Origin of the sequence: Mixta intestinalis (assembly GCF_009914055.1) — a bacterium.
GTDB classification, from domain to species: domain Bacteria; phylum Pseudomonadota; class Gammaproteobacteria; order Enterobacterales; family Enterobacteriaceae; genus Mixta; species Mixta intestinalis.
Map to the genome: position 1 here is coordinate 1,168,624 of NZ_CP028271.1, position 12,186 is coordinate 1,180,809.

General features: G+C 57.5%; 10 protein-coding genes. 6 read left to right on the forward strand and 4 right to left on the reverse strand.

Annotation, left to right across the window (positions count from 1 at the left end; all coding sequences use genetic code 11):
- Positions 1-2: 2 nt before the first annotated feature.
- Positions 3-1,013 (reverse strand): cytochrome d ubiquinol oxidase subunit II, encoded by a 1,011-nt coding sequence (cydB, locus tag C7M51_RS05550; protein WP_160620869.1) that lies wholly within the window; start codon positions 1,011-1,013, stop codon positions 3-5.
- Positions 1,013-2,449, reverse strand: coding sequence for a cytochrome ubiquinol oxidase subunit I (locus tag C7M51_RS05555; RefSeq protein WP_160620870.1), 1,437 nt, complete (start codon positions 2,447-2,449; stop codon positions 1,013-1,015). Before C7M51_RS05555 ends, cydB begins: the two co-directional genes overlap by 1 nt.
- Positions 2,450-2,950: 501 nt before the next feature.
- Here C7M51_RS05555 and C7M51_RS05560 point away from each other — a divergent pair.
- The 6 genes from C7M51_RS05560 to spy all read left to right on the forward strand — a co-directional run bounded on the left by C7M51_RS05560 (position 2,951) and on the right by spy (position 9,890).
- On the forward strand, positions 2,951-4,168 hold the full coding sequence (locus tag C7M51_RS05560; RefSeq protein WP_160620871.1) for a bifunctional succinylornithine transaminase/acetylornithine transaminase: 1,218 nt from the start codon (positions 2,951-2,953) through the stop codon (positions 4,166-4,168).
- Positions 4,168-5,202 (forward strand): arginine N-succinyltransferase, encoded by a 1,035-nt coding sequence (astA, locus tag C7M51_RS05565; RefSeq protein WP_160620872.1) that lies wholly within the window; start codon positions 4,168-4,170, stop codon positions 5,200-5,202. Before C7M51_RS05560 ends, astA begins: the two co-directional genes overlap by 1 nt.
- On the forward strand, positions 5,199-6,665 hold the full coding sequence (astD, locus tag C7M51_RS05570) for a succinylglutamate-semialdehyde dehydrogenase (protein WP_160620873.1): 1,467 nt from the start codon (positions 5,199-5,201) through the stop codon (positions 6,663-6,665). The genes astA and astD overlap by 4 nt, the downstream gene beginning before the upstream one ends.
- Positions 6,665-7,996 (forward strand): N-succinylarginine dihydrolase, encoded by a 1,332-nt coding sequence (astB, locus tag C7M51_RS05575; protein WP_160620874.1) that lies wholly within the window; start codon positions 6,665-6,667, stop codon positions 7,994-7,996. Before astD ends, astB begins: the two co-directional genes overlap by 1 nt.
- Before the next feature lie 58 nt (positions 7,997-8,054).
- Positions 8,055-9,059 carry a succinylglutamate desuccinylase gene (gene astE, locus C7M51_RS05580; RefSeq protein ID WP_160620875.1) on the forward strand — a complete coding sequence of 335 codons (1,005 nt, stop codon included), beginning with the start codon at positions 8,055-8,057 and terminating at the stop codon, positions 9,057-9,059.
- Positions 9,060-9,401: 342 nt separating this feature from the next.
- Positions 9,402-9,890 (forward strand): ATP-independent periplasmic protein-refolding chaperone Spy, encoded by a 489-nt coding sequence (spy, locus tag C7M51_RS05585; RefSeq protein ID WP_160620876.1) that lies wholly within the window; start codon positions 9,402-9,404, stop codon positions 9,888-9,890.
- A 79-nt stretch (positions 9,891-9,969) separates the two neighbouring features.
- Here the strand turns inward: spy and C7M51_RS05590 are convergent, their stop codons facing one another.
- Both C7M51_RS05590 and cho read right to left on the reverse strand, forming a co-directional pair.
- On the reverse strand, positions 9,970-11,001 hold the full coding sequence (locus tag C7M51_RS05590; RefSeq protein ID WP_244323804.1) for an SDR family oxidoreductase: 1,032 nt from the start codon (positions 10,999-11,001) through the stop codon (positions 9,970-9,972).
- 100 nt (positions 11,002-11,101) lie between these two features.
- Positions 11,102-11,965: an excinuclease Cho gene (gene cho, locus C7M51_RS05595; protein WP_160620877.1), complete on the reverse strand. Its 864-nt coding sequence runs from the start codon at positions 11,963-11,965 to the stop codon at positions 11,102-11,104.
- Between the last annotated feature and the right edge of the window lie 221 nt (positions 11,966-12,186).

Here is a 12,186-nt window from a genome sequence, read left to right on the forward strand (position 1 = left end):
GATTAATGGTAACCCTGTTCAGGATCGATTTTGCCGCGGAACACGTAGTAGCTCCAGAAGGTGTAGACCAGGATCAGCGGAATAATAAACAGCGCCCCTACCAGCATGAAGCCCTGACTCTCCGGCGGTGAAGAGGCGGCGCGGAAGCTGATATCCGGCGGTATCAGATTCGGCCAGATACTGATGCCGAGTCCGCTGAAACCGAGAAATACCAGCACCAGCGTCAGGATAAAAGGCGCATAGTGCGCGTCAGGTAGCCAGGCGTTACGCCACAGCGCCCAGGAAACCAGCAGCACCAGAATTGGTACCGGCAGGAAGAAGAACAGGTTCGGCGTGGTAAACCAGCGCTCGGCAATCGCCTGATGCGTCAGCGGTGTCCAGACGCTGACAATCGCCATCACGACCAGCAGTGCCAGCAGCAACGGACGCGCCAGTTTACGCATGGTTTGCAGCAGATGACCTTCGGTTTTAATAATCAGCCAGCTGGCACCCAGCAACGCATAGGCCACCACCAACCCCAGTCCACAGAACAGGCTGAACGGGCTGATCCAGTCAAACACGCTGCCTGCCCATTCGCGTCCCTCTACCGGGAAACCGTTCAGGAAAGCACCCAGCACCACGCCCTGGGCGAAGGTGGCGATAAAGGAACCGGCGATAAAGGATTTATCCCAGAAGGCGCGGTGTGATTCGGTGGCCTTAAAGCGGAACTCAAAGGCGACGCCGCGAAAAATCAGCCCGATCAGCATAATGGTTAGCGGAATAGCCAGCGCATCCAGAATTACCGAGTAGGCAAGCGGGAAGGCACCAAACAGCCCGGCACCTCCCATTACCAGCCAGGTTTCGTTGCCGTCCCAGACCGGTGCCACGGTGTTCATCATCACGTCGCGATCGCGACTTTCACGCACCAGCGGATAGAGCAGGCCGATGCCCAGGTCAAAGCCGTCCATCACCACATACATCAGTATGCTGAACACAATGATGACGAACCAGATCAGCGGAAGATCGATACCCATCACTTAATTCCTCCCAGTTCATCTTTCTTATGCTCATCAAGCGACTCATCGGCAGCGGAGAGCGGGCGTGCAGGGGTGCGCGCCATACCGGGGCCACCTTTAGGCGGATGATCGACAAATGGCTGCGGGCCACGGCCAATCAGCTTCAGCAGATAGACCACGCCGACGCCAAATACCGAGGCATAGACCAGAATAAAAGCCAGCAGGCTGATCGACATATGCAGCGTCCCGTGATGGGATACTGCGTCACGGGTACGCAGCAGGCCATAAACCACCCACGGCTGACGCCCCACCTCGGTGGTAAACCAGCCAGCGAGAATAGCAATCAGGCCTGATGGTCCCATAACCAGAGCAAAGCGGTGGAACAGACGCTGATCGTACAGACGCTTGCGCAGGCGCAGTACCAGGCTCCATACCCCCGCCAGCACCATCAGCAGCCCCATCGCCACCATAATACGGAAGGACCAGAAAACGATGGTGGAGTCAGGACGATCCTCCGGCGGGAAGCTTTTCAGCGCCGGGATCTGTTTGGTCAGGCTGTGCGTCAGAATCACGCTACCCAGTACCGGAATTTCCAGCGCATATTTGGTCTCTTCCGCCTGCATATCGGGCCAGCCGAACAGGATAAGCGGCGTCGCTTCGCCCGGCACGTTTTCCCAGTGCCCTTCGATAGCGGCGATTTTTGCCGGCTGATGCTCCAGCGTATTCAGGCCGTGGGCATCGCCAATGCCGGCCTGAATCGGCGCGACGATCAGCGCCATCCACATCGCCATTGAGAACATTCTTTTGATCGCCGGGCTTTTATTGCCGCGCAGCAGATGCCAGGCACCGGACGCGCCGACAAAAAAGGCGGTGGTCAGGAACGAAGCGGTGGCCATATGCAGCAGGCGATAGGGGAAGGAAGGGTTAAACACCACTTTCAACCACTCCGCCGGGATCAGCTGGCCGTTAACCACCTCATAGCCCTGCGGCGTATGCATAAAGCTGTTGGAAGCGAGTATCCAGAAAGTCGACATCAAAGTGCCCAGTGCCACCATACAGGTAGAGAAGAAATGCAGACCGGGACCGACACGGTTCCAGCCGAACATCATCACCCCAAGGAATCCCGCTTCCAGGAAGAAGGCGGTCAGCACTTCATAGGTCAGCAGCGGGCCGGTAATACTGCCCGCAAAGGCGGAAAAGCCGCTCCAGTTAGTACCGAACTGATAAGCCATCACCAGCCCCGATACCACGCCCATACCAAAGTTCACAGCGAAAATTTTCAACCAGAAATGATACAGATCGCGCCAGGTCTCATTACGGGTTTTCAGCCACAACGCTTCCAGCACCATCAGAAAACTGGCCAGACCGATGGTAATGGCCGGAAAGATAATGTGAAAAGATACCGTGAACGCGAATTGGATCCTTGCCAGTTCGAACGCGTCTAAACCGAACATAGCTACCTCGAAATATTCATTAATAAGCTTCCAGTGGAAGGAGAAGTCCTTGCCGTAACAGAACAAGTGTAGAAGAGGGATCAGTGAACCACAGAAATGTTAGGTATAACAGAAACAGAAAGTGAGATAATACCTATAACAGTGACGGGTTGCATTGCACCTTTTTGATGCATAACGCCTTTTTACTGTGCTTGTTTTGCCCTTTTTTAACAGCAAATGTTATTCATGATCACAAAAGCGATATTTTATTTTACTTCTGCATAATTCCGCTAATTTTTTTGCCGGAAATGGCGGCGGCTCGGATAGTTATTCACTATTTATGCAATTAATTTGCATATCGTCAGGTTGTAACCTGTTGATATTTGTAATATACGGGCATTCTATGCATCTTTAACGCTGGCTGGCATAAAGCGTGCACTCTAGAGTAGAGCTGCAATGAATCATTTCATTAACATAAATTAAACTTTTGATTCACCCACCGGGTGACGCTACGAGGCCGCTATGCAACAGTCAGTTTCTCGTCAGGATTTTGATCGCTGGATGGTTCCCGCTTATTCGCCAGCCAGCTTTGTGCCGGATCGGGCGGAAGGCTCCCGCGTATGGGATGAAAACGGCAAGGAATATATTGATTTTGCCGGTGGCATTGCTGTGAACGCGCTGGGACATGCGCATCCTGAGCTGCAACAGGCGTTACAGCAGCAGGCGGCTAAGCTGTGGCATACCGGCAACGGCTATACCAACGCGCCCATTTTGCGCCTGGCGAAACAGCTGATTGACGCCACCTTTGCCGATCGGGTCTTTTTCTGTAACTCCGGTGCCGAGGCGAATGAAGCGGCGCTGAAGCTGGCACGTAAATATGCACATGAGCAGAGCGGGCCGGAAAAAAGCGGCATCGTCGCGTTTAAAAACGCGTTTCACGGACGTACGCTGTTTACCGTTACCGCTGGCGGTCAGCCCGCCTATTCAAAAGATTTCGCGCCGCTGCCGCCTGCGATTGACCACGCCGTGTTTAACGATCTTGCGTCGGCGGCGCAGCTTATTGGCCCGCAAACCGCGGCGGTTATCGTTGAGCCGATTCAGGGCGAAGGCGGCGTTGTGCCTGCCGATCCCGCTTTCCTGCGCGGCCTGCGTGAACTGTGCGACCGCCACAACGCGCTGCTGATTTTTGATGAGGTACAGAGCGGTGTAGGCCGTACCGGTGCGCTCTATGCCTATATGCATTACGGCGTTACGCCAGATATTCTCAGCACCGCGAAAGCGCTGGGCGGTGGTTTCCCCATCGGCGCGATGCTCACCACTGAAAAACTGGCCGCGACGCTGAATGTCGGCAGTCATGGCACCACCTACGGCGGCAACCCGCTGGCGGGCGCGGTAGGCGGTAAGGTGATGGAGCTGATTAACCGCCCGGAAGTGCTGGAGGGCGTGCAGCTGCGTCATCGCTGGTTTACCGATGGCCTGAACGCTATCAACCAGCGCCTGCATCTGTTTAAAGAGGTACGCGGCCTGGGCCTGCTGATTGGCGCGGTGCTGAATGAAGATTTCAGCGGCAAGGCGAAACAGATTAGCCTTGCGGCGGCAGAAGAGGGCGTGATGGTGCTGATTGCCGGTGCCAACGTGGTGCGTTTTGCGCCGTCGCTGATTATCAGTGAGCAAGAGGTGAAGGAAGGCCTGGCTCGTTTTGAACGCGCCTGTGAAGCGCTGCTAAAAGGAGCGCCGTGATGATGTATATCCGTCCTGTCGAACGTGACGATCTGCCGCAGCTGATGGAGCTGGCAGGAAAAACCGGCGGCGGCCTGACCTCGCTGCCTGCCGACAGTAAAACCCTGGCGGCGCGCATTGAGCGCTCGCTGCAAACCTGGCAGGATAAGCTGCCGCGCGCCCAGCAGGGCTATGTTTTCGTGCTGGCTGACAGCACTACCCATCGCGCCTGCGGCATTTGCGCGATTGAAGTGGCGGTGGGGCTGGAAGATCCCTGGTATAACTTTCGCGTCGGCACCCAGGTGCACGCTTCGAAAGAGCTGAACGTTTATAACAATCTTGCCACGCTCTCGCTGAGCAATGACCACACCGGCAGCAGCGAGCTTTGTACGCTGTTTCTCGACCCGGAGAAGCGCGACGGTAAAAACGGTTATTTATTGTCGAAATCACGTTTTCTGTTTATGGCGGCTTTTCGCGACCGCTTTATGACGCGCGTGGTGGCAGAAATGCGCGGCGTCAGCGATGAGCAGGGGCGTTCTCCCTTCTGGGAGAGCGTCGGCAGCCGCTTTTTCTCAATGGATTTCGCTCATGCCGATTTTCTGAGCGGTACCGGGCAGAAGGCGTTTATCGCCGAGCTGATGCCCAAGCATCCGCTCTATGTGCATTATCTGTCGTCTGATGCCCAGGCGGTAATCGGCAAAGTGCATCCACAAACCGCGCCAGCGCGCGCGGTGCTGGAATCTGAAGGGTTCCGTTATCAGAACTACGTCGATATTTTTGACGGCGGCCCGACGCTGGAGTGCGATATCGATCGCATTCGGGCGGTGCGTGAAAGCCGTTTGCTTACCGCAGAGGTGGGCGACGCTCCGCAGGACGATCTGCCGCTCTGTCTGGTAAGCAACGATAACTATCACCATTTTCGCGTGCTGCTGCTGCGCGCCGATGTGCAGCAGGAAACGCTGCGCATTCCGGCGCAGGCCGCAGAAATTTTACGCTGCCAGCCCGGCGACGCGCTGCGGGTGGTGCCACTTTGTAGCGAGGAGAAAACAGCATGACGCACTGCATTAATGGTCAATGGATCGCCGGCAGCGGAGAATCTTTCAGTAAAAACGATCCGGTAGACGGTACACCGCTATGGCGCGGCAACGCTGCTGATGCGCAACAGGTCGCCGCCGCCTGTGAAGCGGCACGCGCTGCCTTCCCCGCCTGGGCGCGTCAGCCTTTTGCGGCGCGTCAGGCTATCGTAGAAAAATTCGCCGCGCAGCTGGAACAGCATAAAACTGCGCTGAGCGAAACTATCGCCAGTGAAACCGGCAAGCCGCGCTGGGAGGCGCAAACCGAAGTGCAGGCGATGATCAACAAAATCGCCATTTCGGTTAAGGCGTATCACGCACGCACCGGCAGTCATCAGGAGGCGGAAAGCGCGCTGCGCCATCGTCCGCATGGCGTGCTGGCGGTGTTTGGTCCCTACAACTTTCCGGGGCATCTGCCTAACGGCCATATTGTTCCGGCGCTGCTGGCGGGCAACTGCGTGGTGTTTAAACCCAGTGAGCTGACGCCGCTGACCGCAGAAAAAACGCTGCGTCTCTGGCTGGAAGCGGGCGTGCCGCCGGGCGTGATTAATCTGGTGCAGGGCGGGCGCAATACCGGGCAGGCGCTGGCGCAGCAGCCGCAGATTGACGGCCTGCTGTTTACCGGCAGCGCCAGTACCGGCTATCAGCTGCATCGGCAGTTTGCCGGGCAGCCAGAGAAGATGCTGGCGCTGGAGATGGGCGGCAACAATGCGCTGATCGTGGAAGATGTGCCTGATATCGATGCGGCGGTGCATATCGCCGTGCAGTCTGCTTTTATTACCGCTGGTCAGCGCTGCACCTGCGCCCGTCGCCTGCTGGTGAAACGCGGTGCTGAGGGAGATGCCTTCCTGCAAAGGCTGGTGGCGGTGACGCAGCGGCTACGCATCGGGCGCTGGAACGATGAGCCGCAGCCTTTTATGGGCAGCGTAATTTCACCGCAGGCCGCCGGACATATCTGGCAGGAGTGGCAGAAGCGCGTCACTCTGGGCGGCAAGGTGCTGTTAAAAATGCGCTGGCCAGCTAACGACAGCGCGCTGCTGACGCCGGGCATCATTGATGTTACCGATATAAAAACGTTGCCGGATGAGGAAGTTTTTGGTCCGCTGCTGGCGGTGGTGCGCTACGACAGCTTTGACCAGGCGATTGCGCTGGCTAACAGCACGCGCTACGGGCTGGCGTGTGGACTGATTTCGCCGCAGCGGGAGAAATTTGACCAGCTGCTGCTGGAAGCGCGGGCGGGTATCGTCAACTGGAACAAACCCCTGACCGGGGCCGCCAGCAGCGCGCCGTTCGGCGGTATCGGTGCTTCCGGCAACCACCGCGCCAGCGCCTGGTATGCGGCGGACTACTGCGCCTGGCCGATGGCCTCGCTGGAAACGCCTGACCTGACGCTGCCTGAGACGCTGGCACCGGGACTCGATTTCAGTCAACAGGAGATGCGTTAATGACGGCCAGAGAGGTTAACTTTGACGGTCTGGTAGGGCTGACGCACCACTACGCCGGGCTCTCATTCGGTAATGAAGCCTCGACGCGACATCAGCATCAGCTTTCGAATCCCCGGCTGGCGGCAAAGCAGGGGCTACTGAAAATGAAGGCGCTGGCGGATGCTGGTTTTGCCCAGGGCGTGATCCCGCCGCACGAGCGCCCTAATTTACCGGTGCTGCGCCAGCTTGGCTTCAGCGGCAGCGATGCGCAGGTGCTGGCGAAGGCGGCAAAACGGGCACCACAGCTGCTTTCCGCCGTCAGTTCCGCGTCGGCAATGTGGGTGGCGAATGCGGCTACGGTATCGCCTTCCGCCGACAGCGCGGATGGCAAAACGCACTTTACCGTGGCTAACCTGAACAACAAATTTCACCGTGCTATGGAAGCGCCGACTACTGGCGCGCTGCTGCGTGCGATTTTCCGCGATGCGCGCCACTTCGCTCATCATCATGCGTTGCCGCAGGTGGCGATGTTTGGCGACGAGGGCGCGGCGAACCATAACCGCTTCGGCGGCGACTATGGCGAACCGGGCGTACAGCTGTTTGTCTATGGGCGCGAGGAGGGGCACGGCGGGCTGGTTCCGGCACGCTATCCGGCGCGGCAAACCCGTGAGGCGAGCGAGGCGGTGGCCCGGCTGCATCAGCTCGATGCGGCCCGCACGCTGTTTGCGCAGCAGAACCCGGCGGTTATCGATCGGGGCGTTTTCCATAATGATGTTATCGCCGTCAGCAATCGTCAGGTGCTGTTTGCGCACCAGCTGGCCTTTCTGCATCAGGATCGGCTACTGATGGAACTGGGTGAAAAGGTGCCAGGCTTTACCCCGGTGATTGTGCCTGACGATCGTGTGTCCGTTGGCGATGCGGTGGCGACCTATCTGTTCAACAGCCAGCTGCTGAGCCGCGATAACGGCGATATGCTGCTGGTGCTGCCGCAGGAGGCGCGTCAGCATACCGGTGTCTGGCGCTATCTCTCTGAGCTAGTGGAGAGCGGCGGGCCAATTCGTGAACTCATGGTGTTCGATCTGCGTGAAAGCATGAACAACGGCGGTGGGCCAGCCTGTCTGCGTCTGCGCGTGGCGCTGAACGCGGCCGAACAGCAGGCGGTAAACCCGGCGGTAATGATGAACGACCGTCTGTTTACGCTGCTGAACCAGTGGGTGGATCGCCACTACCGCGATCGACTGACCCAGGCTGATCTCGCCGATCCCCAACTGTTGACGGAAGGCCGTGAGGCGCTGGATGAACTGACGCGCCTGCTGGATTTAGGAAGCGTTTACCCGTTCCAGCAGGAATAACCCCGATACGGCAGCCTGTTATCGCACGCTGCCGCCTTTGTGCGCTACAGGAGATTGCATGCAGGATCTGTTACAACAAACGCTGTCCGGCAGTGCGCCGACGAAGACCAGCGGCAGGCTGCCGCATCTGCACTGGCAGTGGCTGGATGAAGGGATTCTGGAACTGACGCCGCTGGAGCCAACGCAACATGCGGTGGCGATTTCCGCCGGCATCCACGGCAATGAAACCGCGCCGGTTGAAATCCTTAACGCGCTACTCGGTAAATTACTGCGCGGCGAGGAGCGGCTGGCGGTGCGGTTGCTGGTGCTGTTGGGGAATCCGCCCGCGCTGCGTGCCGGAAAGCGTTACCTGCGTTGCGATCTGAACCGGCTGTTTGGCGGGCGCTGGCAGCAGTTTGATGAATGTCCTGAGGCGCAGCGCGCCTGGCGGCTGGAGCAGGCGCTGGAAACCTTCTGGCAGGCAGGGATACATCAGGAGGTGCGCTGGCATCTCGATCTGCATACCGCGATTCGCGGCTCTTACCATACGCGCTTTGGCGTGATGCCGTTCAGCCCGCGCCCCTGGCCGCAGGATTTTATGCAGTGGCTGGCGGCGGCGGGCATGGAGGCGCTGGTGTTTCATCGTGCGCCGGGCGGCACCTTCAGCCATTACAGCTGTGAACACTTTCAGGCGGCCAGCTGTACGCTGGAATTGGGTAAGGCGTTACCGTTCGGGCAGAACGATCTGACACAGTTTGCCGCCACGCGTCAGGCGCTGGCGGCGCTGCTGTTTGGTGAGCCACTGCCGGAGGTGCAAACGCCACCGCGCCGCTATCGCGTTGCACAGCAAATCACACGTAACAGTGAGCGCTTTACGCTGCATATGAGTCCGGAGACGCTGAACTTTACCGCTTTTCCGCAGGGTACGCTGCTGGCTGAGGATGACGATCGGCGTTATTTCGTGCAGCAGGCGCGCGAATATGTGCTGTTTCCCAATCCCAACGTGGCAACCGGACTGCGCGCCGGGCTGATGCTGGTGGAAGATAACCTCCATACGGTCAGCCATCAGGCCGCCACAGAATAGCCAGAGGCGCGACCTCTGGCGTCATTACAGGCGTGGCAATCCTGTTTCAGGTGTCGATGAGGGTTACGCCTGATTCTTTTCGTGGCGCAAACTTTTTCTTTTCTCAACCCTGTCGTGAAGGTTACACTTCTCCACAATTCCCGCCATTTTCCGTCTATCGTCATATTTATTTGCAATTCCTTGCGCTAATCTTCTTATTCTCTCCAGGATTGCTGCATTTTTATCTTCTATGCTTTCAGGGCTTTACTCATGACCTGAGTACTTGACGTTCCGTGTCGTAGACTGAATCCCGTAGCAGCGACACAGGCTGTCGTCATAAAACTGATAAGTAAGGACAATATTATGCGTAAACTGACATCTCTTTTTGTAGCGGCTTCACTGGCTTTTGGCGCAGCAGGCATCGCCCATGCGGCAGATACCATCACACCGCCAGCCGGTAATGAAAAGCCGATGCATCACAGGGGGCCAATGGAGCACGGTCCGATGGGCATGTACAAAAACCTCAACCTGACCGATGCGCAAAAACAGCAGATGCGCGACATCATGAAAGATGCCCGTAAAGATATGAAGCGTCCGTCGCTGGAAGAGCGCCGCGCTAACCACGCAATCATCGCGGCTGACAGCTTTGACCGCAGCAAAGCGGAAGCCCAGGCGGAAAAAATGACCGCTAACGCCAAAGAGAACGCGCTGGCGATGATGGAAACGCAGAACAAGCTGTATAACGTGCTGACGCCGGAACAGAAAAAGCAGTACAACGCTAACTTTGAGAAACGTCTGACTGAAAAGCCGCATCACGACGGTAAAATGACGCCTCCGCCTGCTGCTGAATAATCGCCGCGCGGAAACATAGTGAGACCGCCGACGTTGCCCACATTGCCTTAAGGCCGTGGGCAGCGTCGGCGGTTTTGTTTTAGAAGGTGCCGGTGCCGCCGTCTGAACACCACACCTGGCCGGAAGTAAAGCTGCTTTCCGCCGAGGCGAGCGTTACATAGAGCGGAGCGATCTCTGCCGGCTGGCCCGGACGGCCAAACGGCGCTTCCTCACCAAACTTCATCACTTTATCCATTGGCTGCCCGCCGCTGGACTGCAACGGTGTCCAGTAAGGCCCCGGCGCTACCGCATTGACCCGAATACCTTTCTCCGCCAGCTGCTTAGCCAGCCCTTTGGTAAAGGCCACGATCGCCGCCTTGGTCTGGGCATAATCAAGCAGGATTGCGCTGGGCTTGCCCGCCTGTACCGAAGAGGTATTAACGATCGATGCGCCCGGCTTCAGATGTGCCATCGCCGCTTTGGTAATCCAGAACATGGCGTAGACGTTGGTTTTAAAGGTTTTATCGAAGGATTCGGTAGTGAGATCGGTAATCGATTCGACATATTGCTGGCGTCCGGCGTTATTGACCAGAATATCCAGCCCGCCCAGCTGCTTTGCTGCCTCGCTAACCAGCTTCTGGCAGAACGCTTCATCAGTAATATCGCCCGGAATCGCTACTGCCTTCCGTCCAGCCTGCTGAATCAGCGCGATCACTTCCTGCGCGTCAGATTCTTCCTCCGGCAGATAGTTAATCGCCACGTCAGCACCTTCACGCGCATAGGCAATAGCGACGGCACGCCCGATGCCGGAATCGCCCCCGGTAATTAGCGCTTTGCGCCCGGCAAGACGCCCGCTGCCGCGATAGCTCTCTTCACCGTGATCGGGGCGCGGCACCATTTTGCTGGCCAGGCCTGGCGGATCCTGCGGCTGACGTTCGAAAGGGGGTTTTGGGTAAGCTTCGCGCGGGTCTTTACCGGTAAGCGGCGGCGCGGGGTTCTGACCTTGCGTACCGTTGCCGCCTTGTGCAGCGCTGGCGCTGCCTGCCATCGCCATACCGGTAACCGCCATGCTGCCCATTAAGCCGCCAACTACCTGGCGGCGCGAAAATCCACTGTGATCATGTTGAGACATGCTTGCTCCTTTCATCAGTAAAGTGCCCAACAAACGGCGACACAACTGAGTAAAAGGTAGACGCGGATCGCGGATGGCGCGAAGCGAAGCGGCAACGGGATCAGAGTGGAATAATGGGATACTTTCCGCTCAGCAGCGGACGGCAGAGATATTTATAACCGTCGTTATCAAAGCCTTTCGGCGGGCTGTATAACTCTTTCGCCTCGTCGAGATGGCTGACGGAACCGAGATAGAACCAGTTATGGATAATATGCATCTGCGTCTCCTGCGGGCCTTCTTCCACCAGCGCGACCGCGCCCGACCATGGCCAGCAGATGACGCGCACTTTCTCCAGCGCCTCCAGCAGGCGGCTGTGATGCTCGCTGACCGGCTCTTTGCCGCAGCAGGCTCCGGCACAGCGCCCCAGGCTGGCGCGGAAACAGGCGCGGTTGCGGCTGTGGCTCTCCAGCCCCAGCAGGCCATAACAGAGCTGACGCTCATCGGCGATTTTCCTTAGCGTCTCTAAAGCCGCGCGTCGGCTGGCATACAGCCCGAACAGATCCGGCGAGGCGGAGAAATCGAGATCGCGGGCGTAAACCACTTCCGGGCGGTTAATGCCATCCCACTGTAGTGAGCAGAGCTGGCGGTTGCGCCGCAGACGCTTATTAAACAGCGGCTGCTGGTTTTTGATCATCTGCGCCTCCAGCAACAGCGCGCCCAGCTCGCCAGCGGTGGTGATCCAGCTGATGCGACGCGTCAGGCGCAGCATTTTCGCCTCTTCCGGCGTGCGAAAGTGGGACATAACGCGTGTGCGCAGGTTAATACTCTTTCCAATATAGAGCGGCATAACATCGCTGTCGCCGTGAAAGATATAAACGCCGGGCAGTTTAGGGATATCGGCTAAAAAAGCGCGCAGATGTTCAGGATATTCATAAATCGCCGCTGGCTCAAATTCCAGGCGATGACTGGCAGCACGTCTTACCACAGGAAACTCCGGTTACTGGTTGCATATCCAGTTTATCAGCGAGCATGGAAATTGAACAGTGCAAAAAAGCGGCGCGGTAAGAGGACGTTTTCGGTACACATGGCAGCGTTATTGCCGAATGAATGCAGCAATAGTGAGGAAAGGCCGAGCGAAGTAAAAAGAGCTGATTGATAAGAAAAGGATTATTTATTAACGAAGAAGCTGAATATGAACGTCCAGAT